The sequence below is a fragment of the Flavobacterium sp. RNTU_13 genome, assembly GCF_046614455.1.
In the GTDB taxonomy this organism is placed as follows: domain Bacteria; phylum Bacteroidota; class Bacteroidia; order Flavobacteriales; family Flavobacteriaceae; genus Flavobacterium.
Genome location: NZ_JBKJHB010000001.1, coordinates 1008264 through 1033781 on the forward strand (window position 1 = coordinate 1008264; position 25518 = coordinate 1033781).

Sequence of the window (25518 nt, forward strand, 5' to 3'; positions counted from 1 at the left end):
GTACGATTTAAGCGGTAAGCAGGACAGTATTACATACCGCAACCGTTGCCTTAAGTCTGATGGTGCCGTTTAGCAAGCATTCCCCTCCGGAGGAGGGAATACCACGCTGGTGTTATCTGCTCCAGAACTTGAAACCTGAAACTTGAAACCTGAAACAAATTAAAAAATGCTTTCCCCTGTTAGCAGTTCCAGCTGTGGCGCGGTAATATCCAGCTGCGGTGCAGCAATAATGCTGTTTAGCTGGCCGATGCTGGTAGCACTAACAATAGGCGCGGTAATACCCGGGCGGTGTATAAGCCATGCCAGGGCTACAGCAGCCGGGGTAGTGTTAAGTTCTGCCGAAACCGTATCCAGCGCAGCAAGTATTTTCAGGCCGCGTTCATCCAGGTACTTGCCCATGCCGCCACCGCGCGGACTTTTGCCAAAGTCAGCCTCGGTGCGGTACTTGCCCGTAAGGAAGCCGCTTGCCAGCGAAAAGTAAGGGATAACCCCCAGCTTGTGCGAAAGTGCTATAGGTTCAAGCGTGCTTTCGTACCCTGCGCGGTCGTACAGGTTATAGTGCGGTTGCAGGGTTTGGTAGGCGGGGTAGCCCTTTTCTGCCGAAACCTGAAGCGACTCCAGCACGCGCTCGCGGGTCATGTTACTGGTGCCTATATGGCGCACCTTTCCCTCTTTTACCAGTTGGGCATACGCCTCAAGGGTTTCTTCAACCGGAGTTTCAAGATCGTCAAAATGGGTTTGGTACAGGTCTATATAATCGGTTTTAAGGCGCGTAAGAGAGTCTTCTACTGCCTGTAGTATGTAGGCTTTTTTAAGCCCTTTTTTACCATCGCCCATATCGTTGCCCACCTTTGTGGCTAAGATAACATCATCTCGGCGGCCGCGTTTTTGCAGCCAGTTGCCTATAATGGTTTCACTTTCTCCGCCCACGTTGCCGTTTGCCCAGCGCGAATACATATCGGCAGTATCTATAAAGTTAAACCCCGCGCCCGTGTAGGCATCAAGGATTTCGAATGATTGTTTCTGGTCTATGGTCCAGCCAAAAACATTACCCCCAAAGGTTATGGGGTACACGTACAGGTCTGACGCCCCAAGTTGTCTTTTTTCCATAGTTGTATTTATTGTTTAGGCCCCGAAGCAAGCACCAGGGCTATAGTTATAAGCGCAGGGAGTGCCTGCACAAAAAATATTTTTTTAGATGCGGTAAGTGCGCCAAATATGCCCGCTACTGCCACACAGCCCAAAAAGAACAAGGCCACATTTGCCCGCCAGTGCTCATCGGCTATAAAATATGTCCAGATAAGGCCGGCTGCCAAAAAACCGTTATACAGGCCCTGGTTAGCCGCCAGCGATTTGGTTTTAGGGAACAGCTCTTTGGGGAAGTTGCGGAATATTTTAGGCCCGCGGGTTTCCCAGGCAAACATTTCGAACCACATAATGTAGAGGTGGAACAGGGCAATGAGGGTAATCAGGGTACTTACTGCAATTTCCATAGGTTTGGTGTTTAAAGGTTATAGAGGTATTAGCTATAGTTGTATTACCTGCCCGGTACTGCTGCTAAGCAGCGCGGCATCTATTATTTTCATAACACGGGTGCCGTCTTGCGCGGTAACGGGTTCGGTAGTATTTTCGGTAATGGCTTTGTATACACCGTCAAAAAGGCCGTAGTAGTTGCCCTGTAGGGTAGGGATGGTTTTTTTAATCGTTTCGCCATCTTTAACTATGTTTAGTATGCCGCTAAGTGCTTCGGGTTCGGTGCCCCAATCGTTAAGATTAGGCTTTGCGCCGGTTTTTAAGGTATCTTCCTGCATATCGCCACGGTGTTTCATAAACGAGCCGTTTCGTCCCTGAAGGATGTAGCTGGGTACCATTTCTTTATTAAAAAAGCCCGCATGCAGGCGCACACGCTTATCCGGATAGTACAAAAGTATGTCTATGTTGTCATCTACTACAGATCCTTCGCGCAGGGTACGTATGTCTGCAAATACTGATTTTGGGTAACCAAAAAGGTAAATGGCCTGGTCTATAATGTGTGGCCCCAGGTCCTTTAATACCCCCGCCCCGGCATTGGCACTTTCTTTCCAGGCCTTGGGGCTAAGGTTAGGGTTATAACGGTCAAAACGGATTTCCGCCTCTACAATATCACCCAAATCGCCAGACTCCAGTACCTGCTTTACGGTTTTAAGGTCGCTGTCCCAGCGGCGGTTTTGGTACACGGTAAGTTTTAGCCCTTTTGCTTTAGCAAGGGCATCCAGTTCTTCGGCTTCCGCGGCTGTGGTGGTAAATGCCTTTTCTACCAGGGCGTGCTTACCGGCTTGCAATACTTTTTTTGTGTAGTCGAAATGCGTGTCTACAGGGGTGTTAACCACTACCATGTCTATGTCATCGGCAAGGAGTTCTTCCAGGGTTCCGTATCGTTTTACATTGGGGTAATCCTGTCGGATGAGGTCTTTGGTGCGCTCCCATGCGCCGGTGAGTTCAAACCCCTCATGCAGGGTAAGGAACGGCGCGTGGAATACTTTGCCCGACATTCCGTATGATAATAGTGCTGTTTTTATTTTTTTCATTTTACTGGTTTTACTGCTCTAAGAGTTTTTATATAGCATGCTTAGATAGTGAGAATACTTTTATCTTAATAGTGGCACTGATTTAGATTGCCGCGGTCGTGCCTCCCTCGCAATGACTGCGCCTGGAAACTATTTCTCCGGCAACCAACAACCAACAACCAACAACCGACAAGACAACCAACAACTACAACTTAGCGCGTTCGTATTGTTTAGGCCAAACCACATCGGCTCCCAGGTCATGGGCAAAGGTAAGCCCCAGGTGGGCATCACGCAGCGACTCACGGGCAAACAGCACCAGGTCGGCTTTACCCTCTGTAAGGATGTCTTCTGCCTGTTGCGCTTCGGTAATAAGCCCTACGGCACCGGTGCAAATGTGGGCTTCTTTTTTAATTCTTTCTGCTATAAAAACCTGGTAGTTTGGCTCCACTGGTATTTTTTGCCAGTACACCAACCCTCCCGACGAGCAGTCGATAAGGTCTACGCCTTTTTCTTTTAAAATTTTAGCCAGTGCTACAGACTCGTCCAGTGTCCAGCCACCATCGGCCCAGTCGGTTCCCGAAATGCGTACAAATAACGGCAGGTCTGCAGGCCATTCGGTTTGTACGGCTTCGGTAACTTCCAGCAGCAGGCGTATGCGGTTTTCAAAACTACCGCCGTATTCATCGGTACGCTCATTAGATAATGGCGACATAAACTGGTGCAGCAGGTAGCCGTGCGCGGCGTGTAGCTCTACCACTTTGTACCCGGCGGCAAGAGATCGTTTTGTGGCGGCTTTAAAATCGGCTATAACCTTGGCTATGCCTTCTTTGTCCAGCTCCAGCGGAGGCAGTTCCTCGCGGTCGCTAAAACGTATGGGGCTGGGGGCTACGGTACGCCATCCTCCTTCGGCTTCGGTAAGCTTATGGCTGCCCTGCCACGGTGCGGCACAGCTTGCCTTGCGGCCCGCGTGTGCCAGCTGTATACCGGGAACCGAATTTTGTTCCAGTATAAAATGGTTTATCTCTTTTAGTTTTTCTATCTGGGCATCGTTCCATAAGCCCAGGTCGCCCGGAGAAATACGCCCCTCAGGAGATACGGCAGTGGCCTCCTGAATAATAAGCCCTGCACCACCCGCAGCGCGTGCGCCCAGATGTACCAGGTGCCAGTTGTTAGCAAAGCCGTCTACGGCGCTGTACTGGCACATGGGCGATATTACAATGCGGTTTTTTAGTATAACGCTCTTTAGCTGATGTATAGAGAATAATTGTGACATAGTGTATTTTATTAAACCTATCCTTACAGAAAGGTAGTGGATTTATTTGTAAAGTTACCCCAGTAGGACGAATTATGAATTGCATTTGTCATTATTAACAAACTTTTAAATACGATAACGGTGTAATTATTTAGCCCTGCGTAAATCAGAAAACACTATTTTTGTGCGTTTATATATACTTTTTTAAATCAACTAAATGGATACACTGATTCAGATTGCCCAGCTGGTTTTAATGCTTTCTATACTTGTAATTCTGCACGAATTTGGGCACTACATAACCGCCAAAATGTTTAAGGTAAGGGTAGAAAAGTTTTACCTTTTTATGGACTGGGGGTTCTCTCTTATAAAAAAGAAAATAGGCGAAACCGAATGGGGCATTGGGTGGCTTCCGCTGGGTGGCTACGTAAAGCTTAGCGGTATGATAGACGAAAGCATGGATACGGAGCAAATGAAAAGCGAACCGCAACCGTGGGAGTTTAGGGCTAAGCCGGCCTGGCAGCGCCTTATTATTATGATGGGGGGTATTATTGTAAATATACTGCTGGCGTGGTTTATTTTTACCATATTGTATGCTACGGTGGGTAAACAGTACATGAGTACCGATGCAGTACAGGAAAAAGGCCTTGCCTTTGGCGAAGTGGGTAAAAAAGCCGGTTTTAAAGATGGCGACCGCATAGTTAGTGTAGATGGTAAATACCAGCCAAGGTTTGACCGTATGCTGCTGGATGTGCTTTTAGGCGAAAATGTAACTGTACAACGCGGAGCCGAAAAGGTAAACATTCACCTGACCGATGAAAACATAAAGGCAATACTTGAAAAAGAGGGTAAGGATTTTATACACCCGTATACAAATGTAAGCGTTATAGACAGCCTGTCTCCTAAGGGTACGGCTAAGGCATCTGGACTTAAAGTGGGCGATAGCCTTGTGGGGGTAGAAGGTAAGCCGCTACGTTACCTGTCGCAGGTAAGCGAGGAGGCCTATGCACACCGCAAAGGTAAACTTACACTAAACATAAAGCGTGGTACCACGCCTATGAATATAACTATGCCGGTAGACAGTACGGCTACACTGGGTATAGTACAAAAAATGCCGCACAGCAAAGACTTTGAAGTAAGTGAGAAGTTTAGCGTGTTCCAAGCGATACCTGCTGCGGTAGAAGAATCGTACAGCCTTATTGTGTATAATATAAAACAGTTTAAACTAATACTGCGCCCAAGTACCGGTGCCTACACACAGGTAACAAGTGTAGTGGGTATAGCCAGTAAAATGCCTACAACATGGGACTGGGTGTTTTTCTGGAAGTTTACGGCACTGTTTTCTATAGGCCTTGCGTTTATGAATATCCTCCCAATACCGGGGCTAGACGGGGGGCATGCCATTTTTACCATAGCCGAAATGATAACCGGAAAAAAACTTTCAGATAAAGCTGCGGGTGTGGTACAAACAGTGGGGATGGTTATTTTGCTTAGTCTCATGGTGTTAGTTATGGGTAAGGATATATGGGCACTAGTGAGCAAAAAATTCTTTTAAAATTTTTGATATTTTTGTTTGGAGAATTTAAAAATGGGTGTATCTTTGCACCGCAATAAAGGCGAAACACTAACGCCAACGTTCTTAAAGAAAAGATAAGTTTTAAATAACTTTTACAATATACAGTTTCCTCCTTAGCTCAGTTGGTTAGAGCATCTGACTGTTAATCAGAGGGTCCTTGGTTCGAGCCCAAGAGGGGGAGCTTTTAAAGCCAGTCGTAAGACTGGCTTTTTTATTTTATAAGGGTTTTAAGAGTTCCTGTTAGGTTAGAGCATCTGACTGTTAATCAGAGCCCCGATAGCTATCGGGGTTGGTTCGAGCCCAAGAGGGGGAGCTTTTAAAGCCAGTCGCAAGACTGGCTTTTTTGTTTTATATGGGTTTTTGATATAATTCAGTATCTTTTACCTGAATGTTTATTTTTCAGCTAAACACCTCCCGTAGCACGTCCAGCGATTTTGGCCTGCGGAAACCCTCCATATGAAACGCATAGTAATCCAGCAGAATGCGCAGTAGTGCCTGCCGTTCGGTAACGTAGAACGCCTTAGCGCTATCATCCAGCTTTAGCGACATAAGGCGGCGCAGCAGGGCGGTATCTTCCAGGGTAAGGCACGTAATGCCGTGGTAGGGCATAAATACGCCTTCGGTCATTTCAAAATACGGCAGGTTATCCGCATCGTTAGGGTAAAAGCCCAGGAACTTGGTAAGCTCCATAAGCAGCACCAGGTGAAAGTTGGTCGTGCCCTCATGGCTGTCCAGCCACAGCAGTGCCGTTTCCAGAAACGCGTACAGGCTTTCGTTTTGTTCTTCCTCCTTTATGCAGTGGTGCAGCATTTCGCTTACAAACAGCACTATGGTGGTTTTTACAATATCGGTATTCAGGGTGTGGTAGGGGTGCGCCAGGCGTACTTCCTTAAAGTACTCCATAGTGCCTTTGTCTTTGTGTGAGGCTTCTATTTCCAGCAGGTTCAGCGGGCGGAAATAAATGTTCTTCTGGGTGCTTTTCTTGGTGCCAAAAGCGTCGCGTACATAGTACGTTTTAAGGCCGCTGCTCTGCGTGTAGCATTTTACCACCAGGCTTTTTTCCTGATAGCGTAGGGCACTGATTACTATGGCGCGGGTTTTTATGAGCATTTTTAATAAACCTGAACTAATACATCTGTAGGTATGTGCAGCTTATTGCTTATCTGGCGAATCATTTCAAGGGAAAGTTTCCGTTTACGGTTCAGTATCTCGCTGGCACGGCTTTTCTGACCGATGATTTCGGCCAAATCACTTTGTGTATACCCCATTTGTTCCATACGGAATTTAATAGCCTCAATAGGGTCTGGTAAATCTATAGGATAATGCTCTTTTTCAAATTGTTCAATTAATATACCTAATATTTCCAGCTCATCACTTTCGGGTGTGCCGGGTACTGCATTAAAAATAACCTCAAGCCTTTCTAATGCTGCATTGTAATCCTCTTCTGTTTTTATAGGTTTGATGTTCATTTTTATATGGTATTAGCATTAATTTTATCATATTCTGCATGGGTACCTATAAAACGTATCCACACCATTTTGTGATTGTAGTTTATCTTTACAATAAGCCTGTAGTTGTTGCCCTTAATATTAAAAACTACTCTGTTGTCCTCCAATATGCTTGCTCCCGGATATTCTTTTTTAATATCTGCCGGGCTATTCCATGCAGCTTTTTCAGCTTCTTTGTACCATGCTTTCAGTTGTTGTTCGCAATCGGCATGCAGGGTCCAGAAATCTCGTAATATTTTTATCGCTATAACTCTCACTATCTTGTTGGTTTAAACAAAGGTATAAAAAGTTCCCGTTTTGGGAAATATTTTCAATTAATTTATTTATTGCAGTCCCTCATTTCTCCCTACCTTTGGTATCATAATAAAATTATTATCATGAAATACCATCAAATACCCAGCAGCCTTTTCATTAAAAACCGTAAAAAGTTTATGGACGAAATGAAGCCGAAAAGCGTTGCCGTATTCAATTCTAACGATATTTACCCGGTAAGTGCAGACAGCACCCTGCCCTTTGCCCAGCACCGCGATATTTTTTACCTGAGCGGTGCCGACCAGGAGGAGTCTATCCTTTTACTGTGCCCCGACGCTCCTTATGAGCACCTGCGCGAAATACTTTTCCTTCGCGAAACCAACGAACATATAGCCGTATGGGAAGGCGAAAAGCTGACCAAAGAACGCGCTACCGAAGTAAGCGGCATTAAAAACATTGTATGGCTTAAGGATTTTGAAAAAACGCTTTTCGAAATCATGACGTATTGCGATACGATTTACATAAACACGAACGAGCACTACCGCTCTGCCGTGGAAACCGAAACCCGTGAGGCGCGTTTTATAAAATGGTGGAAAGAAAAATACCCTGCACACCAGGTGGCTAAAAGCAACCCTATACTGCAACGCCTGCGTTCTATAAAAGAACAGGAGGAACTGGACCTTATCCAAACCGCGTGTAATATTACCGAGAAAGGTTTCCGCCGTATCCTGGGCTTTACCAAGCCGGGTGTGTGGGAGTACGAACTGGAGGCAGAGCTGATACACGAATTTATTCGCAACCGTAGTAAGGGATTTGCGTATACGCCTATTATTGCCAGTGGTAATAATGCAAACGTGCTGCACTACATAGAAAACAATAAGCAGTGCCACGATGGCGACCTTATATTGTTTGACATTGCTGCCGAATACGCTAACTACAGCAGCGACCTTACCCGTACCATTCCGGTTAACGGGCGTTTTACACCACGCCAGCGCCAGGTGTACGACGCGGTGTTGCGCGTAAAAAACGAAGCTACAAAACTCCTTACACCGGGCACGCTGTGGAAAGAGTACCACGTAGAGGTGGGCAAAATAATGACAGGCGAACTCCTGGGCCTTGGCCTGCTTGATAAAGCCGATGTACAAAACGAAGACCCGGCATGGCCTGCATACAAAAAATACTTTATGCACGGTACCAGCCACCACATGGGGCTTGATACGCACGATTACGGATTACTGTACCAGCCGATGGAAGCCAACATGGTATTTACCGTAGAACCGGGTATATACATTCCGCAGGAAGGTTTTGGTATCCGCCTGGAAGATGATGTTGTGGTACAGCAAAGCGGCGAACCATTTAACCTGATGCGAAATATTCCTATTGAGGCTGACGAGATAGAAACGATTATGAATAGTTAGGCTATAAAGTCATAAAGTCAAAAGTCATAAAGTCGAAAGTCTAAACGTCATCGCGCACTCATTGAGAGGCGGTATCACGAAGCAATCTCGCTTAAAACAAAAAAAGCAGGAACCCTAACGGATTCCTGCTTTTTTGTATTTATAAAGTAGTCGTTTATTTAATCACTATTTTACGGGTGGTTCGGTGTCCGTTTTGCTCGGCATATTATTATGGCTTTTAGCTAACAAACATTAAGCAACAGTTCGTTTTTTTGTGTAAAAATCGAATATATAATACACTATGGATGAAATTAGAATTGAAGCTAAAATGAGTGCAAACCTGTTATTAATATGAAAGTATTTAACCATGAGCTCATAAGACGTAATGTGGGTAAGGTACAAAGGATACGATATGTTACCTAAGAAGTTGAAAACCCTGTTGGCTACATGCCCTGGTTCCTTTATGGTGTTATTACGCACAACTACTATGTAGCTAAATAATAAACAAATTGATTTAAGTATGTATTCCGGTAAATCGGTGTTAATTAATAGTTGTATCTCATTATGTTTTATTCTGTATGCGCCTTGTATTGCAAACGAAAGCACAATATGACCAACAAATAGTAATGCAATAATTTTGGTAATAGACTTACTTTCAGGATGTGTTGCCAGTACAAAACCTGCAACCCATATAAATGCCAAAAGAATAAGGTTAATGCCGTATGAAGTGCCAGAAAAGTATGGCCAGTGGTAAAGTGTGCGTCCGGCAGTATATATAGCGAAGGCAGCAAACGACCCTGCTATAATGCCTATTAGTGCTTTTTGGCTTAGCTTTAAGAAAAATGGTGCTAGTGTATACAGCCATACTTCTGTAGCCAGCGTCCATGCTGGCCCCACAAAAGAAGTTGCTGTAAAAATATGATTAAGAAATAAAAGGTTAAATATAAAGTATATAATCGACGAAAAATCTGTTTTGAGTCCCGCTACACCCACTAAAAATAATATGCTGGCAAGGTAAACAGGATATATACGCTTTATACGTCTCAGGAAATAATTTTCTTTATTACGCTGAATAGACTTTCCTATTGAAAAACCGCTTATCAGAAGGAAACCAAGAATTGCTTCAAAAGCGCCTAACTTTTTAAACCAATTTAAACATCCTACATCGGTGTAATCGGTAAGGTGGTTGACTATAACAATTGCTGCCAAGATAAATCTGGTTAGAGCTAAAATTTCCCAGTTAATTTTCTTCATAAACGATTTTTATTTATTGTATGACGATCCAAAGATAAAGGTTTTAACATATTTTTATCTAAATTTGACATTAAAAGTATGCTATCCCAATTTGTGTTTTTCCTAGCGTCCAACGTACTTTTGCCCTAATGATAAACAAGCTGCTCACCCTGTTAGTGATTATCTTTTTCCTTACGCTGCTGCTTTCGGTAAAGCATAGCCGTAAAGGTCTATGGCAGCGTAACAATACCCGAAACAGCCGCTTGTATACCTTTAGGGCTTATATAGTGCTGGCGCTTATTGTATTGTTTTTGTTTTTCTCACTTTTCCGGTAGCACGTTATTATTTTGCCAAAATAAAGCCTACGGCAACACCCACCGCCAGCCATACATACCACTTTTTATATACCGGTACGGGTTGGGGTATCTCGGCAGCGGTAAGTTGGGTGGTGCGCAGGTAGGGGTTAGTGTTGGTAACTTCTGTAACCAGGGTTTCTTTGCCCAAAAACCATTTGCGTTTGGTTCCTGTTATTACAATGGCTGTATTGGGTAATGTAAGGCTGTCTATGCTAATACCGTTTTGATCTGACCTGTATTTAAACCCATACCACGCATTTTTTACAACACCCTCGCGTTGAAATGTGCAAGGAACCGTGTCGATATAGCGCACGTTTATGGTATCTACCACCGTAACCGTGTTATACTTTGTAACCGAATGTACCCTGCTAAAATCTTTTGCCAGTGTGGCCAGTGCCTTGTCTTTGTTTAATACCAACTGTTTTAATTGGATCTTATCGGCCTGTAAAGTTCTGATGCTTGCGGTTTGTGCTCCCAGCGCATTGGTATAGTAGCGAAGGGTATCGGTTAATGCCCGTTCGTTTTCATAGGCAGTACTTTTTATAGTGGTACAGGTGGCGGTACTAAAAAGCAGCGCCACTACCAGCGCTGCTATAAAAATGTTTTTGGTGCGTGTTTTCATATCAGTTTTTCTATGGTGTTAATAACTCCGGTGAGTACTTTGGCATAATCAGGAGCGGTGGCGTACCCCGCCTGGGCTATGGCGCGGGCAAACACTACGGGGTTGTGTTTTACGCTCAGTGCTTCGGTGTAGCGTTTGTTTTTCAGGAAAAACTGCGCGTGGTCTGTAAAGCACTCTTCGGCGGTACTATATTTCCTGAAATAGTCTTTTACCTTATAGCGAAACATTTTAACCCCGTTTCGTACAATAGGCGTTATGCTTATTATTAGGGGGAATTTAAGGTCGGCACGGCGGCTGTATTCTGTAGTGGTAAGCAACTGCTCGTTTCCGTTTACACCGTCGGTATCTTTCACGCCAAAAAAGGCATTGCCGGGAGCGGCTTCGCCCCAGCCGCTTTCCAGTGCGGCTTGGGCTAATATTGCTACGGCGCTGATGCCGGTTTTAGCTTCGGTAGCTTTGGCATGAGGCAGGTATTTTTTTATAAATTCTGAAGGTGGCATAGTTAGTGCGTTAAATCAGAAATATCAGAGCTGATTTCGCGGGTACGGCTCACAATGCTTTTAAGTAATTTCCAGAGGTCTTTTTTGTAGGCGGCCTCAAAGTTTTCCTTTACGGAGGTAAGTTCTATAACCACCAGCGCCAGTGAAATTATTTTGGTGAAAAAATAATCGGCAGAGAACCAGTTCTTAAAAAATGCCGACAGCAGGAAATGATCCATAACATACACGGATAGTACCGCCGTATTATACAGCAGTACCTTAGCTGCAACGTCAGACAGTTTACGGCTTTGTATGGATCTCCATCCACGCAGTTTAACCGATTTAAAAATGCCGGTAAAGGTATCCAGCGCAACGGCGCATCCTACGGCTATAAGAAGCCCGTGCAGCGGTACTAAAAACGATAGTAACGATCCTGCCAGGTATTGAAATGTTTTCACAATGCGAATATTTTAGGCAAATATTCTTTAAGTTGTAATGCCTCCGTCGGTAATGGTCCAGCCCTTATTCTGGATTAACGAATTTCGGGCAGCCTGTGCTGCCGCCGTATATTTTATGGATCCGAAGTGTGGTTTAAGCCCTGTTTTTACATTTTGCGAAGCCCAGCTGTTTAACAGCGCGTCGTAATTTTGTTTGGAAAAATTGGTAGCGGATTTCCCTATCATAAAGTTATCCAGCGCGATTACGTTTGTGATATTCCAGCTGCTTATGTTTTGGTTAAAGGCTGTGGCGGACTGAAACATACCGTCTATGCGTGTTGTTTGAGCGGTATTCCAGTTGCTTAATGGCTGGTTAAACGCTACAGCACTTTGAAACATGGCTGTTAATATACTTGCAGCCGACATGTTCCAGTTATTTAGCGGTTGGTTAAATTTATTGTTAAAGCTAAACATATAAGAGAAGTCGGTTACATTTGATACGTTCCATGTACTTATGTCCTGGTTAAAGGAAGTTGAAGAAGCAGATGAAAATCCGCGGAACATACCACTTATATTAGTGGCTGAAGCCGTATTCCAGTTGTTTAGCGGAGTGTTAAATACGTTATTGTAATTAAACATATAGCCGAAGTTTGTTACCTTACTTACATCCCAGCTGTTTATATTTTGGTTGAATGCCATTTGGTTACCGTCAGAAGCCCCGCGGAACATGTTAAACATATTAGTAACATTTGAAGTATTCCAGTTGCCCAGCGGCTGGTTAAATTTATATGCCCTGCAGAACATTTGCGCCATATCTGTAACCGAGGAAGTATCCCAGTTATATAAGGATTGGTTGAAGTTTGAGGCTCTATAAAACATAGATTGCATTGTAATCACTTTTGATACATCCCAGCTCTCTAGATTCTGATTAAAAGTAAAGTTACCACTGAACATACTGTTCATTTCTTCAACATTATTAGTGTCCCAGTTTGAAATATTATTGTTAAATACAACGCAGTCATAAAAAGTTTGCCTCATACTCGTAACCTTTCCTGTATTCCAGTTGTTTAAAGGCTGGTTAAATACAGTTGCCCCATTAAACATGCTCCTCATGGTGGTTACGTTTTCGGTATTCCAACTGTTTAGCGGTTGGTTGTAAGACGAGGCATTAAAAAATGTACCCCGCATATTTTTTACGTTACTCACATTCCAGTTGTCGATGTTTTGGTTAAAGGCACTGCATCCGTAAAAGGTTTGGTACAATGACGTACACGAACTCACATCCCAGTTGTTCAGGGGTTGGTTAAACGCCGTCGCCTCCTGAAACGTAAAACTCATATCAGTAACCTTTGAGGTATCCCAGTTGTTAACCGACTGATTAAATTGTGTTACCTGCCAAAAGAGCGAACTTAAATCAGTAACTTCAGAGATATCCCACTCCTCTATACGGTTAATGCGGCTGATGCTGCTGCATTGTGCAAACATATATGCCAGGGTAGTAACACCTTTTAAATTCGGCACGTCTGTAACCGTAGCGAGGTTGAGATTGCTGCATCCATAAAAAACATACCCCAGGTTGCCGGGCCTGAAACATCCCCATTGATTAACCGACTTAATCTTAAGCCTGTCGCCGGTATAATTAAACCTGAAGCCGTTAATAATGCCTTTTATGGTAATACGATACACACCACCTGCAGCGTAGGTATGGGTGATATCGGGTGCGTTAAACGAGCGTATCCGGGATGAGGTGCCGTCTCCCCATGAAACTGAAAAATCATATATGCCGCCTTCGTACAATGGAAGCGTTACCTGGTTTGATGCACTACTTCCTGTACTGATAAGTGTAGTGTCCCAATCGGAAATAAAAGCACTAAAAGGCTTTACCGATGCGTATTTAATAGCCGTTGCTCCCATATCTATATCAATTCCAGTCGTCCAAATAATAATGCCTCTGATGCACTTCTAAACTTAATGCCAAACACACTGTATTGCCCGGCAGTACGGGCCAGCTCTCCGGTTGGCTGCTGCAACGTTACATTTGGTGCCGCCGTAAAGCTGACCTGCGCTGTTCCGCTGGCGTCGCCCTCTATAAGTGTGCCGGCTGAAAACACCTCTTCCGGAATATGAACCGTTAGGGCAATGGTATTGTTAAACGACAGCCAGTAATTAGTGTCTGCCACTGTAAGGGCATAAACGCCGTTTACTACATTTGGGTCTTCGTCGTTAATCTGTTTTACAGGCTTATTTACTTCGCTGCGCAGGGCAAAGTAATCGTCTGCCGCACCTGTGGGGACAATACGCTTTACCGTTGCCACCGGGTCTTCAAACTCCACAATAATGCTGTTTCCATCCGGATTACTGTATTTAATGTCGGTTCCGTAGCCGGTTGTGTTTTGGTTCAGGCTGCCGTAATGTATGGCATACGCATTACTAAGCGGCCCAGCATTTAACACTTGGGTATAGGTGGGTACGGAAGGAGTGGCAACAGGCTCCGGGATCACTTCAAGGTCATCTTCGGTAACTTGCTGTGCGCCTTGGCCATACTTACCCGTGCCGCCCACCCAAAGCCTGCGCTGTACAGCCCCGTTATATGTAGCCTCCAGAACGGTAAAGCGTTCGGTAATCGAGTCGAAACTCAGCGGTGCATTTACAGGCCGCTGGTTAATAACCGATGAAATGAGCGGCAGGTTTATAGTGCCCAGGTTAATGTTTATGGTAGAGGGTGCCTGATAAATCAGGTCGCTGTCCAGCACGCTGTAATACACCAGCTCCAGGTTAGCCGCAGTAAGGGGTGTGGGACTATTACTTCCGTTTGGTGCGCCGTAATCGCCTTTGCCCAGCCCGGTCATCTTGTATTTATAGATGCTTTTTGTACCTCTTCTACTACTTGGAATCACACTAATGGCAAACCACACACTCTGCTTTTCGTTTACGGTAAACGCGGGTCCGTTATTTATGGCATTCAGCACGTTAGCCATGCTGAATGCACTAATGGTAAGCCTGCGCACCAGGTCTATATTATCCTGGTTTATGTCTGCTGCTACTGCGCCCAGGGTAGTGCGCACATATAACACATCGGCCAGTGCCGATTGTAATTGCGATGCGGAGTTGTATACCGAACCATTTACCATAAACTGGTTGTAGTGCGTTAGCGGCAGCAGCACATCGGCGCGGTCATAGCAGTTAAAAATTTCGAGCTGGTTACCCGAAACATGGGTTATATAGTTTTTAAGGTATTCTATGCCGTTTAAAGAAAACCGTTTACTGTTTACGGTGCGTATTACGTGCATTAGCCTAGTTTTTTAATATGAAATCCTTTGCCCGGGGCGCGGTGCCCACATGGCTTGTAATCGGGGTGGGCAGTGCGTGTAAGGTAATTTTTTACATTGCCCCAAAGCTGCATGGCTGCATCCCGGTTTTGGGCATAAATGTTTTTTTTGGCCAAAGCATCAGCCGGGCGGCTGTTGTCGTTAAGCTTTTCTACCATGCTAAACGCGGTATCTATGTACGACCCAAAGTACACATAACGCGCATAGGCAAAGTACGCAAGCACCATTTTTAGCCCGTAGTTAATATACTCTATGCCATCATGCGTGTAGGTGCCGTAATCCAGCAGGGAGGCATTGCCTTGCGGATTTTCAGTAATTTTTTTGTACAGGCTTTCGCCAATGAGCGGTTGCAGATCCAGCAACTGGGCATCCAGTATTTGTTCCTTCAGCTTGTCGTCGTAAGCCGATTTAGAGAGTTGCTTGTAGCGGGCTATGTCCTCACGGGTTATCAGGGGCTGGTACTCCATCGTCTATCAGTTTTATGGGTTCTACAATCAGGTTTTTGTAATCGGGCATTTGTGCCAAAATGCGGTTTAGGGTAGCCGTAAGCAGGGCACGTTCTTTAGAGGTGTTTTCCCAGTAGGTACGTTTCATTTCGCGTATGGCCTCGCCACTGTTGCCAAACAGCGCACTGTCATTCGTTTTTACCAAACCCGATGGCAGGTTGTTAAACGCCACCAGTATGTTTTCGCGCACGCTGCTTTCGGTATAGTTAAACAGCTCGTCATCTATTTTGCTTTCTATCTGTTTTATTAAAATGGCGTCTTCTAGTTTTTCTCCGGCAAAATCCATTTCTAGGCACAGCACCCCGCCGGTATTATCTGCGCCAAGGCTGTCTTTAATCGCTTTCTGAAACGCCTCGCGTTCGTTCTCGGCTTCCCGGTAGGCGGTGCTTGCGGGTTCCAGCCCACCGCTTATAAGCGGACGCGTTACCACCAGCGTATTGCCAAAAAAGCCACGGCGCAGCAGCCTGTTTTTATAAATACCCGCCTGTGCCTCGCTGTCGCAATCTTCGGCAACCGAATCTATGCGGCTTAGCGGATAAATCAGCTTGGTATCCATGTTTATAAACAGCACCTGGCCTTTGTAGTGTTCCCATCCTCCGGCAGCTTCTACTTGCGCGTCGATTACCGCTTTGCGGGGGTTGTACACGTCTATAAGCGTTATACCGCTGCGTTTTGGGTTAAACCATTCTTTGCACACGGCTATCTTTCCGGCATAATCGGTACTATCTTTTTTGCCCACACGGCACCATTCGTAAGGCAGTATGCTTACATCGGCTATTTGGTACAGGGCGTTGTAGTTAATGTGTATAAACGCGCCGCGCTGTTTTACTATATCTTCGGCAAGGTCATCGGCAAAATCTATAAGGCGTAGCTTTTTAGATGCGTTTACTATGCTGTTATCGGCCTCGGGGCCAAAGCCTTTGCCCAGCAGGTACTGTACCATTATGGCAGCGGCGCTCTTTGCGGTAACGCTGTTGTTTATAAGCCGGTCCATGCGCTCAGGGTACGCATTGTCTACATCATTAGCATACACATCGGCGCTTTTGCTCCATGGGGTAAGGCGTTTCCAAACCTCTACAAAAAGCGTTTTCATGGTTAGGGCTGGTTTGGTTCTAAATCTTCTGATTCGCCCAGCAACTGCGTATCTTCATTTACATGTGCGGGGTGTGGCACATCGGCTGGGGGGTTAGTATTATCAGCCACCGGGGCATTGCCGGGCTGGGGCATTTCGGCAAAATACCGCACCCCGTTAGGCTGGTTCAGCAGTATAAGGGCGTAGGCATCGGTAAGGTTTTGGTTGTTTATAAGTATATCAGATCCTTCCTGAAGCGGAATGTTTTCGTAGCATTCGTGTAAGCGGTACCTGCAGGTGGTTTCCATGGTTGTAATATAGTTTTTGTACTGCTGCAAATATTGGTTTAAGCACCGTGGGCACTGCGGGTTTAGCGGCCCCGGGAAAATAGCGGTATACGCCCTGAGGAACACCTCAAGGTACCGCTCGCCCTTACCCGAAACTCCGCGGGTAAGGGTGGCGATATCCATGTTTTTAAAATCCATGTAGGTTTGGATATTTGTTTTAGCCTGCCGACTCTTCGGTATCAAGCTTGGTATCAAAGTACTCTTTTGTAGCACTGTAGCCCGTGGTAAGGAGCAGGTTTCGTGGTGGTGTAGGCTCTTCAAAACCGTCTACGCTGGCCATTTCAAACATAATCATGTTGTCGTTTTCCTTGCTGCTGTTTGTCATGGTGCTCATTTCTAAGCCCGATGCCAGCCCCAGGATTTCAAACGCGTCGGCACTACCGGTACCTTTCCACATTTGCTCTACCACAATAACGTACTTGTCTCCTTGTGCCAGTGTGGCGGCACTTTGTTTGTTAGCCGCGCCGGGGTTAAAAATCACCCCGCTAAAGGTGTGCTTGTACTTGTCTGGCGCGTTCTCTTTTTTAACGAGTTCCCACGCCTTGCCGTTAGCCTGCTTTATGCCTTGCAGCCTGCATACCGATGCGCCTGTGGCTAATTGTAGTGCGGTTACCACCAGCGGGTTAGTAGTGCTGTAAGTGGCACCGGTTATGTCTTTTTTCTTGATTATGAGGATGTTTTGCTCAATGCCGCCAATGGGGCTGTTTACGCAATCAAAGTTGATATCGTGTAATAGTGTGCTTGTGCAATCAGACATTTGTTGTTTTTGTTTAAAAAAGTCAAATCTTTTTTTGGTTGGAAGTCGGAAGTCCGATGTCGGAGGTCGGAGGTCCGATGAAGGATTTGAGTAGTTTCCCCTCCTGTGGAGGGGTGCCCGCAGGGCGGGGTGGGTATCTGTAAAACTGAACGACAAAGTGGATTTCCCACCCCGGCTTTCAGCCACCCCTCCGAGGGAGGGGAATGCTCACTCAGTCTTGGTTTTCGGTCGTAGTTTTCAGTGCTTACTCAGTTGTTTAGTAACCCAAAGGAGCACAGAGAAAGCGCAGAGATTCTCAAAGGTTTTTTCTCTTGATAAAGCTCACAAAGCATTCCTGCGGAATGGGGAAGCACGCAGAGGGGTTAGTCGCAATTTCCAATCCCAGTTTTTCCTTGCGCCTGTCATGGCGAGCGGAGATACGGAGCGCGGCCATCTTTTTTAGTTGCAGTTTCAGTCTCAGTCCTTACTCAGTTGTTTAGTAACACAGAGATATTCTAATGTTTTACCACAAAGCTCACTAAGGGCTTCACAAAGTTCACTGCCTTTAGAGTCCACAAAGCATTCCTCCGGAATGTATAAAGACCGCTGAGTGTTGCGCCCGAGTGGTTTCCCCTCCTGCGGAGGGGTGCCCGCAGGGCGGGGTGGGTATCTGTAAAACTGAACTACAAGGTGTATTTCCCACCCCGGCTTTCAGCCACCCCTCCGAGGGAGGGGAATGCTCACTCAGTCTTGGTTTTCGGTCGTAGTCCCAGTCTCAGTTTTCAGTCTCAGTTTCCTGTCTCAATCTCAGTCTCAGTTTACAGAGTACCACACCCGAGTAAGCAACTTTGCACGAGGCGTAAGCCGAACTGGCACAGCAAACTTTAAACCTGAAACTTGAAACTAAAATTAATACGCTGCCACCGTCATGTACGGTTCCAGGTGCTTGGCATCAAGGGTATAGGCGGCGTCAATAATATTTTGTTTGTTTACGCGGTCGTAAAACACATCGAGTTTGGCAAGGTCTTCGGCATTTAGCGTACCTACCGGAATGTTGCTCTTGGTGGTAAACACCGCACGGTGGGGCAGGTAGTACTTGGTGCCATCGTTTTGGTAATCTTTAATAAAACGGTCCCAGTCGTAGCGCACCTTGATTTCAATACCATCAAAATACAGTTTTGGCCTGCCTTCTTCCACCACTTCCAGATAACCCGACCCAAGGTTTTTTTCGCGTAGTGTAGCGCGGTAGTTTTCGGCTATAGAGCGGGTAACCAGTATAAAGGCATCATCTGCAGATAGCAGCCTGTCGTCGGCTTTGGTTACCATTTTTTCCAGAATATCCAGTGCCGCATCTGGGGCCAATGCCTGCGCAGCGTAGCTCGACTGGCTGTTCGCCGAAATAGCCACACGGTTAGGAGCATCGGCATCTACCTCGGTAAAAATTTGTTTAAACAAACCGTCAAACGAGTTCAGTACGGCAATATCGGGTACGTTGTACAGATGGTTGGCGTTAGCAGTCTGTGCGGTAACGCCGGCTACATCAAACCACACTTTGGTATGAATGTTTTCCTTAAGCGCTTCTTCTACCACGGCTATGATAACACCCAGTTCCTGGCTGCCCACAAGGTCGAAAAAGTCGGGGTTAATGCGCTTGGCTTTGCGAAACACCTTCATAAGCGATTCCATTTGTCCCTGGCAGTGTGTAAGGCGGAATTCCTCCAGCACGGGGGTCCAGAATTTCTCGGTTAGGTTAAAGGTAGTATCGGTAGGGGTAGGGCCACAACCCGATGCTTTTTTACCCAATAGCCCCAGTTTGTTTGCAAAGGCAATTTGCGTATCGGTATCTATACCGGTTTCTATTTCGTGAAACTCGGCAATATCCGAATTGTTAAATACACGCTCAAAAATTACTTCGCTTACCGCATCTATTTCGCGGGGGTTAAGCGTAAATTCCTGGTCGTTTCTGCGTTTAATAAGAGGCATTACTTACTTTTTTTTGACTGCAAATATTCGCGGATGCCTGTGGCGCGGTCGGCCTGTGCCGGCTTACGTACGGTAGCCCTTTGGCCGTCTATGCTGTAGCGGCTGCCCACCTGGCGTTTTAGTGCCATTACCTCGGTTTTAATTTGCGCAAGCTGGCGTTTCAGGGCTTTGTTCTGCGCCCGTAACGATGCCGCTGCCGGAGCCGCTGCGGGGTCTGCTTCGGGTTCTATAATCTCGGTAAGTTCGCCTGCTGTAAACACGTAGGTAGTGCCATCGGGCAGCAGGTATTCGCCCTCGGCAGGAGCGCCGTCTACGGTGGCGGTGGCGCCTATTTCTACCACATCGGCATCGGCAAGGTCTGTAAAATCAATTTCGGCACCGGTGGCATCCTGTACCAGCTTGTTAAAAATTTGGGGCTGGTTAAACTTGCCCAGTACCCTGGTAAACAGGCTCTCCATCCAGTGCCTGTCTTTTTCGCTAAAAGTTCCTCTCATGGGTTTATTAGTATTCAAATATGCTTTGGCTACCGCCTTTATGGGTTGGGTTGAGGTGGTAAACCCCAGTGCGCTGAGCTGTGCCGCGCTAAGCCAGGTTTCGTTTTTCAGCAGGGGCAGTATGGCTTCCTTTTGTACGCTGAGGGCTTTGGTATAAAAGCCTACCATTTTTTGTTCTACCTGCCGTAGCTGGGCGGCAAACTGCTCTATTTCGTCGGCGGTGCCCATGCTGCCTCCCCAAGGCAGGTGAATCATAAACGGGGTGTTTTCGCGCAGTTGGCGTTTGCTGCCTGCCATAAAAATCACGGTGGCTATGCTGGCTACTATGCCGCTGCCTATGGTGGTAAGCGGCTTGCGCAGGGCACGCAGGTAGTGGTAAATATCAAACCCTACGTCTACCAGTCCGCCTTCGCTGTTTATGTGTACGTTAAAGGCAGTGGCGGTGGGTTGTTTTTTTACCTGGGCTACCACATCGGCCAGGGTTACGCCGGGGGTACCGTCAAAAGTGCCTATCTGGCCCGAGATGTAAATGTTTCCGGTCATTTTTTGGTTTGGTTTAAAGTCTAAAGTTGGCTTACTCGTACCTACAAAATCTTAATACTTAATTCTTGATACTTAATACTTAAAATTCGATTCTTCTTCAGTACTGAAATTCTTTTGCAAAGTTACGGCGGGTTTCGGGGCAAAGTACTGAAGGGAGTTGTGCAGTAAACTTTCAGGTTTTCTACTCAGTTGTTTAGTCACACAGAGATACACAGAGTAAGCCCAGAGATTCTCAGAGGTTTTACTGTTTCATTGCCCTTAGAGCTCACAGAGCATTTCTGCGGAATGTAGTATTGCTCCCCAATCACGCCTGTCATGGCGAGCGGAGGTACGGAGCGTGGCCATCTATTTCACCACAAAGCGCACCAAGTTTTTTCACGAAGTTTTAAAAGGTTTATTAACACAGAGATACACAGAGCAAGCGCAGAGACTCTCAGAGGTTTTATTTTTACATTGCTTTGAGAGTTCACGGAGCATTCCTTCGGAATGTGGCATTGCTCCCCAATCACGTCTGTCATGGCGAGCGGAGGTACGGAGCGTGGCCATCTCATAAGTTTTTTGTTTCAGGTTTTGTACTAATGGGTTTTTTCGTGGCAAATAAAGATGGCTTCGTGCCTCGCCATGACAGGTGTAAACTGCAAACTACATTTCCCACCCCGGCTTTGAGCTACCCCGCCGAGCGAGGGGAATGCTAACTCGTGTACCTTCATCCAACCTCGGACCTCGGACTTCCGACCTCACCGCATGAGTAAGCCAACCTTAAACTTTAAACCTTAAACTTTAAACGAAAAGCTATAAACTCAGCGTATAGCGTTCGGGCAGGTCTATGTCTATGGCAAAGTTAGTAAGCTCCTGGCGAGGGTTTTTTATACGCGCCGAATTGGTTTTTACCGAAACCTCTACCCAGTTGTGGTAGTTGCTGCGGCCAAACGGTGTGCCGGTAAACAGGAATACCTTAGGGCTTTCCAGTAGGTTTTGCACTATGTTTCGCTGCGGCGGGGTAAGCAGTTCGGCTACCAGCTTTAGTGTGTCTTGTGACTTGCGGCCTATTTGCGTAGTACGCCCAAAGCTATCGGCAAGGTTGTTGAAATCAGCGTCCAGTTCGCCCAGGTCTTTTACGCTGCGGTCTGTGGCGTAGGTGTTTTCAAAAAGCCAGTAGCTGTAGCCGCCTTGGTTGTTAAGCCATTTAAGGTACACCCCGGAGCAATGCGGCGCCTTGTCTACGGTAAGGGTGTACACATCGGCATCATCCTGGCGCGAAACAAGCAGCGGATTGCTCCCCGGTACCAGCGCTATAAAATCCTCCAGGGTAACATCCGTCCGCCCGTCTGAAATAAACAGCCTGCTGCATGCCCCGTTCATGGTAAAAGATTCGTGCTGCAGGTTGGCCATGTTTTTAAGCGTAAGGGCAGGCGTGGTGTTGTACAGGCACACGTCAAACGGGTAGCCTTCCCAATACTTTACGTACCATTGGTTAGCCGCATTGGGCCGGGCCGGGGTAAGCACCTGAAAATCGGTTACGCTAACCGGGCGATAATCCGTATGCTGCTGCACTGCCGCCAGCCACACCAGGTTTTTGGTTACGGTATCTGTAATTACAGGGGTGTTGTTGCCCGATGCTGCCGGTACTACGTTTATGGTAAGGCTGGCGGTAAGCAGCCGCCCATCTGAAGCCGGGTACACAAACGACTGGTGGTCTGCCACGCTCAGGTCGGTTACCGTGGTGTCGGCAAAGTTTTTTGTATTGATAAGTGCCGTTACATAAGGCGAAAGATTGCAGTAAAACGTGCCGCCGGGGCTGGGGTACAGGCGTATGGGTTGCAGCGTGCCCAGGGTAACCTCGGCATAGGCGGGTGCGGTTATGGTAGTGCTGTAAAAGCCCAGTACATCATTATTATACGCCATGCGCAGGGCGGTTTCGGGTTGCATTTGTGTAAACTGTATCATGTAAGTTCTGTTTTTAGGGAATCAAAAAATTGTTGGGCCAAAGTATCCAGATACACCGGTGCCACCTTATCCATTATTTGCTGAATGCGCGCCGGGCTTACCACCCGGGCTATAAAGTCTTCCTGCCCGGCAGGGGGGTGCCAACCCATACGTGCTATTTTTCGGGCAATGAGAAACGCCAGGCTGCTTACCGAAATTTCTTTACCCAGCCGGGCTGCTATGCCTTTTTGGGTAATCCATTGTTCTATGGCTGCGCTGGGTGGTGCCTTGCCGGGGCCGCGTCCGTTTATGTAACCATCGGCTACGAGCGTAAAACCGTTTGGAAGTTGCTGCACCTGTACCGTTTCGGCCCAGTGCCCGGATGCTGCCCTGCCACTGCTGCGGTACTGGGCTATAACCTCCTGCCGCAGCTGTTCCATCTCGGCCCTGAAAATTTCCTGTACGTTAGTTTCCATAGGCCTGGGGTACGGTTATGGTGTAAGAGCACAGCAGGCCATCCATATTGGCATCGAGCGCATCGGTTACGTCTATGTTTTCCCACTGGGTTACGGTAAGCCCGTGGCAGGCGAGGTCGTTACCTAGCAGGGCAAAAAGCTGCAGCAGCGGTGCAATGCCGGTGGCATATTTTCCGGTTTCGGTGGGGTTGCCTGTTTCGGCATAAAAAGGCAGGGTGTAGTCGGCGTGTTTTACCAAAAAGAATTTCCCTTCGTACAGGGTGTTTTCTATACGGGTGCCGCTGATGTTGTACTGGCTTTTGCGGTTGGTAAATTCGTGAAGCAGGTACACCTTGCCGGTGTCTTGTGCGGCAGTGCCGTCGAGCAGGTTAAGGGCTGCTTTTTTTCCATAATGGTATTCCAGTGCGTGGGCATCGGCCACGGAATGGAGTATGCGTACAATGTCGGTCATGTTTTTTTATTTTTTGGTTTTTATTTTTGTTTAAGGTTTAAAGTTTCTTACTCGGTTGATTAGTAACACAGAGATACACAGAGTAAGCACAGAGATTCCCGAAGTTTTTTATCGGTATGAGTCCGCAAAGCATTCCTTCGGAATGGGCGAGTGGTCAGTCTCAGTTGCAGTTTTCAGGTATGGGTAAGCAACTTTGCACGAGGCGTAAGCCGAACTGGCGCAGCAAACCGCAAACCATAAACCGTTTCGTCATGGCGAGCGGATGTACGGAGCGCGGCCATCTCATTAGTTTTTTTGTTTAAGGTTTACTCAGGCTTGCCACTGCGACTGAAAACCCACCCCGCCCTGCGGGCACCCCTCCGGAGGAGGGGAATGCTTACTCGTACCCATCATCGGACATCGGACCTCCGACCTCCGACCTCCGACCTCGGACTTCCGACCTGAAAACTGCCAACAAAACCCGGGCAACTTTTACTAAATTTGTATTCCGGATTCCATCTGAAATCTGAAATCAAAAAAATCTGAAATAGTATGTTTTCGTGGTTTAAAAAGAAAAAAGAAACGCCTAAGCCTGCGGTAGACCTTAGTCACCTGCCTGCGCTAAACGAGTGGGGTGTGTTTTTTAACGGTAACGGAGTGAGCCTTTCCAGCCGATGGGCGGGCGGGGTGCCGGGTACCGAAAGCGAAACGATTTTCTTAAAAGCATTCCCCGATGTGCCGCAGCTGGAGCGCGCTACCTTTGCCGATTGGCTGCATATTTCAGATAACGGGATTTACCTGCAACAGCTTACCCCGGTTAATGGCCAGGGTAGTACGCTGCTGTTTCTGGATTTTGACACATGGAACGCCACCGCGCTAAAAACAAATGTTACCGCTACAAAATGGAGCAGCGGCTACCATGAGGGTAAGCCGGTGCTGTTTTTGGGTGATGAGGTTTTTTATCTTTAATTTTAGGTTTCAAGTTTAAAGTTTCAAGTTGCTCACTCCGTTGATTAGTAACACAGAGATACACAAAGCAAGCGCAGAGATTCACAAAGTTTTTCTTCTTGATAAAGTTCGCAAAGCATTCCTTCGGAATGGGGGAGTGGGTAGTCTCAGTTTTCAGTCTCAGTTTTCAGTCTCCCGATACGCCTGTCATGGCGAGCGGAGGTACGGAGCGCGGCCATCTTTGGTTGTAATTTTTTACCACAAAGCGCACCAAGTTTTTCACGAAGTTTAAAAGGGTTATAGCCCAAAGATTCTCAAAGCAAGCGCAGAGATTCACAAAGTTTTTCTTCTTGATAAAGTTCGCAAAGCATTCCTTCGGAATGTGGTAATTAATAGTTTAAGTTTTCAGTTTTCAGTCTCAGTTTTCAGTCTCAGTTTTCAGTCTCAGTTTTCAGGTCAGAGTAAGCAACCTTAAACTTTAAACCTTAAACTTTAAACCTTAAACTTTAAACCTTAAACCTTAAACCAAAGAAACTCACCTCCCTTCCATAAACGCTATAATGCTAAACATACAGCGTTCGCTAATTTTATAGGTATCGGCTACGTTACCGGCGGCGCGGGTTTTTTTGGTTCGGCCGTATTGTTTTTTAAGGATTTCGGCTTCGGTAAGGTAGGCTTCGTAGTACACTTTCCAGTCCAGTATATGCGTGGGGATAAACCCCTGCGACATCAGTTGTAAAAACGTATCGCCCAGGGCGGTAATGCTTTGGTAGCGGGTCATTATTACCATTTTTTTTCAGGACAAATATCATTGCTGCGCACCTTGGCACTCAGCGGGCACTTACACAGGTGGCAGTACGTGCCTTCTATTTCGGTAAGGCGGTCTGTAACAAACGCCAGGAGCTTGCCGTGCTTTAGGTTAGGGCAGGCGGCACAAATGGCAGCCCGGCTGCGGGCGGTTTCTTCGGTTACTTCGCTTTTACTGAGGAAGTTTTTCCAGCCCGAAAGAATTTTTTTAATCATATAAGAAAATATTCTTCATAAAATATTGTTTGGAAACAAAAACCTCTTAT

28 protein-coding genes and 1 tRNA gene are annotated in these 25518 nt (G+C 46.4%); 5 read left to right on the forward strand and 24 right to left on the reverse strand.

Annotated features, from left to right (window positions below):
• Window positions 1-159 precede the first annotated feature (159 nt).
• The 4 genes from ACLI08_RS04555 to ACLI08_RS04570 all read right to left on the reverse strand — a co-directional run bounded on the left by ACLI08_RS04555 (window position 160) and on the right by ACLI08_RS04570 (window position 3819).
• On the reverse strand, window positions 160-1110 hold the full coding sequence (locus tag ACLI08_RS04555) for an aldo/keto reductase (RefSeq protein ID WP_411427272.1): 951 nt from the start codon (window positions 1108-1110) through the stop codon (window positions 160-162).
• An 8-nt stretch (window positions 1111-1118) separates the two neighbouring features.
• On the reverse strand, window positions 1119-1493 hold the full coding sequence (locus ACLI08_RS04560) for a DUF1304 domain-containing protein (RefSeq protein WP_411427273.1): 375 nt from the start codon (window positions 1491-1493) through the stop codon (window positions 1119-1121).
• Window positions 1494-1526: 33 nt separating this feature from the next.
• Window positions 1527-2567 carry a Gfo/Idh/MocA family oxidoreductase gene (locus ACLI08_RS04565; protein ID WP_411427274.1) on the reverse strand — a complete coding sequence of 347 codons (1041 nt, stop codon included), beginning with the start codon at window positions 2565-2567 and terminating at the stop codon, window positions 1527-1529.
• Window positions 2568-2751: 184 nt separating this feature from the next.
• A complete protein-coding gene (locus ACLI08_RS04570; protein WP_411427275.1) occupies window positions 2752-3819 on the reverse strand; it encodes an NADH:flavin oxidoreductase/NADH oxidase in 1068 nt (355 codons plus the stop codon).
• A gap of 196 nt (window positions 3820-4015) precedes the next feature.
• Between ACLI08_RS04570 and rseP the strand changes: the two genes are divergently transcribed.
• Complete coding sequence (gene rseP / locus ACLI08_RS04575; protein ID WP_411427276.1) at window positions 4016-5350, forward strand: RIP metalloprotease RseP; 1335 nt, start codon at window positions 4016-4018, stop codon at window positions 5348-5350.
• A 128-nt stretch (window positions 5351-5478) separates the two neighbouring features.
• Window positions 5479-5552: transfer RNA gene (locus ACLI08_RS04580), tRNA-Asn, on the forward strand.
• 218 nt (window positions 5553-5770) lie between these two features.
• Here the strand turns inward: ACLI08_RS04580 and recO are convergent.
• From recO to ACLI08_RS04595, 3 genes are read right to left on the reverse strand one after another with little or no spacing between them, the layout of a single operon-like run.
• Window positions 5771-6481, reverse strand: a complete 711-nt coding sequence (gene recO, locus ACLI08_RS04585) for a DNA repair protein RecO (protein WP_411427277.1) — start codon at window positions 6479-6481, stop codon at window positions 5771-5773.
• Window positions 6482-6483: 2 nt separating this feature from the next.
• Window positions 6484-6840 (reverse strand): helix-turn-helix domain-containing protein, encoded by a 357-nt coding sequence (locus ACLI08_RS04590; protein WP_411427278.1) that lies wholly within the window; start codon window positions 6838-6840, stop codon window positions 6484-6486.
• A gap of 2 nt (window positions 6841-6842) precedes the next feature.
• Window positions 6843-7136, reverse strand: coding sequence for a type II toxin-antitoxin system HigB family toxin (locus tag ACLI08_RS04595; RefSeq protein ID WP_411427279.1), 294 nt, complete (start codon window positions 7134-7136; stop codon window positions 6843-6845).
• A gap of 120 nt (window positions 7137-7256) precedes the next feature.
• Here ACLI08_RS04595 and ACLI08_RS04600 point away from each other — a divergent pair, with 120 nt between their 5' ends.
• Window positions 7257-8549: an aminopeptidase P N-terminal domain-containing protein gene (locus ACLI08_RS04600; protein WP_411427280.1), complete on the forward strand. Its 1293-nt coding sequence runs from the start codon at window positions 7257-7259 to the stop codon at window positions 8547-8549.
• Window positions 8550-8780: 231 nt separating this feature from the next.
• On the opposite strand, the gene ACLI08_RS04605 is transcribed toward ACLI08_RS04600, so the two are convergent.
• Window positions 8781-9782, reverse strand: a complete 1002-nt coding sequence (locus ACLI08_RS04605; protein ID WP_411427281.1) for an acyltransferase family protein — start codon at window positions 9780-9782, stop codon at window positions 8781-8783.
• A gap of 128 nt (window positions 9783-9910) precedes the next feature.
• Between ACLI08_RS04605 and ACLI08_RS04610 the strand changes: the two genes are divergently transcribed.
• Complete coding sequence (locus ACLI08_RS04610; protein WP_411427282.1) at window positions 9911-10096, forward strand: hypothetical protein; 186 nt, start codon at window positions 9911-9913, stop codon at window positions 10094-10096.
• A gap of 7 nt (window positions 10097-10103) precedes the next feature.
• Here ACLI08_RS04610 and ACLI08_RS04615 read toward each other — a convergent pair whose 3' ends face one another.
• The 14 genes from ACLI08_RS04615 to ACLI08_RS04680 all read right to left on the reverse strand — a co-directional run bounded on the left by ACLI08_RS04615 (window position 10104) and on the right by ACLI08_RS04680 (window position 23518).
• A complete protein-coding gene (locus tag ACLI08_RS04615) occupies window positions 10104-10739 on the reverse strand; it encodes a hypothetical protein (RefSeq protein WP_411427283.1) in 636 nt (211 codons plus the stop codon).
• Window positions 10736-11239, reverse strand: coding sequence for a glycoside hydrolase family 73 protein (locus ACLI08_RS04620; RefSeq protein ID WP_411427284.1), 504 nt, complete (start codon window positions 11237-11239; stop codon window positions 10736-10738). The genes ACLI08_RS04615 and ACLI08_RS04620 overlap by 4 nt, the downstream gene beginning before the upstream one ends.
• Window positions 11240-11241: 2 nt before the next feature.
• A complete protein-coding gene (locus ACLI08_RS04625; protein ID WP_411427285.1) occupies window positions 11242-11676 on the reverse strand; it encodes a phage holin family protein in 435 nt (144 codons plus the stop codon).
• Between the two features lie 27 nt (window positions 11677-11703).
• Window positions 11704-13569: a BspA family leucine-rich repeat surface protein gene (locus ACLI08_RS04630; protein WP_411427286.1), complete on the reverse strand. Its 1866-nt coding sequence runs from the start codon at window positions 13567-13569 to the stop codon at window positions 11704-11706.
• 2 nt (window positions 13570-13571) lie between these two features.
• Window positions 13572-14945 (reverse strand): hypothetical protein, encoded by a 1374-nt coding sequence (locus ACLI08_RS04635; protein WP_411427287.1) that lies wholly within the window; start codon window positions 14943-14945, stop codon window positions 13572-13574.
• Entirely contained in the window at window positions 14945-15451 is a 507-nt protein-coding gene (locus ACLI08_RS04640) for a hypothetical protein (RefSeq protein WP_411427288.1), read from the reverse strand. The genes ACLI08_RS04635 and ACLI08_RS04640 overlap by 1 nt, the downstream gene beginning before the upstream one ends.
• Window positions 15423-16583: a hypothetical protein gene (locus tag ACLI08_RS04645; protein ID WP_411427289.1), complete on the reverse strand. Its 1161-nt coding sequence runs from the start codon at window positions 16581-16583 to the stop codon at window positions 15423-15425. Before ACLI08_RS04645 ends, ACLI08_RS04640 begins: the two co-directional genes overlap by 29 nt.
• Before the next feature lie 2 nt (window positions 16584-16585).
• A complete protein-coding gene (locus tag ACLI08_RS04650) occupies window positions 16586-17032 on the reverse strand; it encodes a hypothetical protein (protein WP_411427290.1) in 447 nt (148 codons plus the stop codon).
• A 34-nt stretch (window positions 17033-17066) separates the two neighbouring features.
• Window positions 17067-17666: a hypothetical protein gene (locus tag ACLI08_RS04655; RefSeq protein ID WP_411427291.1), complete on the reverse strand. Its 600-nt coding sequence runs from the start codon at window positions 17664-17666 to the stop codon at window positions 17067-17069.
• An 888-nt stretch (window positions 17667-18554) separates the two neighbouring features.
• Window positions 18555-19628, reverse strand: a complete 1074-nt coding sequence (locus ACLI08_RS04660; protein ID WP_411427292.1) for a hypothetical protein — start codon at window positions 19626-19628, stop codon at window positions 18555-18557.
• On the reverse strand, window positions 19628-20665 hold the full coding sequence (locus ACLI08_RS04665) for a Clp protease ClpP (RefSeq protein WP_411427293.1): 1038 nt from the start codon (window positions 20663-20665) through the stop codon (window positions 19628-19630). The genes ACLI08_RS04660 and ACLI08_RS04665 overlap by 1 nt, the downstream gene beginning before the upstream one ends.
• A gap of 792 nt (window positions 20666-21457) precedes the next feature.
• Entirely contained in the window at window positions 21458-22612 is a 1155-nt protein-coding gene (locus ACLI08_RS04670) for a hypothetical protein (RefSeq protein ID WP_411427294.1), read from the reverse strand.
• Window positions 22609-23067: a hypothetical protein gene (locus ACLI08_RS04675; RefSeq protein WP_411427295.1), complete on the reverse strand. Its 459-nt coding sequence runs from the start codon at window positions 23065-23067 to the stop codon at window positions 22609-22611. Before ACLI08_RS04675 ends, ACLI08_RS04670 begins: the two co-directional genes overlap by 4 nt.
• Window positions 23057-23518, reverse strand: coding sequence for a hypothetical protein (locus tag ACLI08_RS04680; RefSeq protein WP_411427296.1), 462 nt, complete (start codon window positions 23516-23518; stop codon window positions 23057-23059). The genes ACLI08_RS04675 and ACLI08_RS04680 overlap by 11 nt, the downstream gene beginning before the upstream one ends.
• A 531-nt stretch (window positions 23519-24049) precedes the next feature.
• Here ACLI08_RS04680 and ACLI08_RS04685 point away from each other — a divergent pair.
• Entirely contained in the window at window positions 24050-24466 is a 417-nt protein-coding gene (locus tag ACLI08_RS04685) for a hypothetical protein (RefSeq protein ID WP_411427297.1), read from the forward strand.
• Window positions 24467-24980: 514 nt separating this feature from the next.
• On the opposite strand, the gene ACLI08_RS04690 is transcribed toward ACLI08_RS04685, so the two are convergent.
• Window positions 24981-25226, reverse strand: coding sequence for a hypothetical protein (locus ACLI08_RS04690; protein WP_411427298.1), 246 nt, complete (start codon window positions 25224-25226; stop codon window positions 24981-24983).
• Between the two features lie 2 nt (window positions 25227-25228).
• Window positions 25229-25468 carry a hypothetical protein gene (locus ACLI08_RS04695; RefSeq protein ID WP_411427299.1) on the reverse strand — a complete coding sequence of 80 codons (240 nt, stop codon included), beginning with the start codon at window positions 25466-25468 and terminating at the stop codon, window positions 25229-25231.
• Window positions 25469-25518 lie beyond the last annotated feature (50 nt).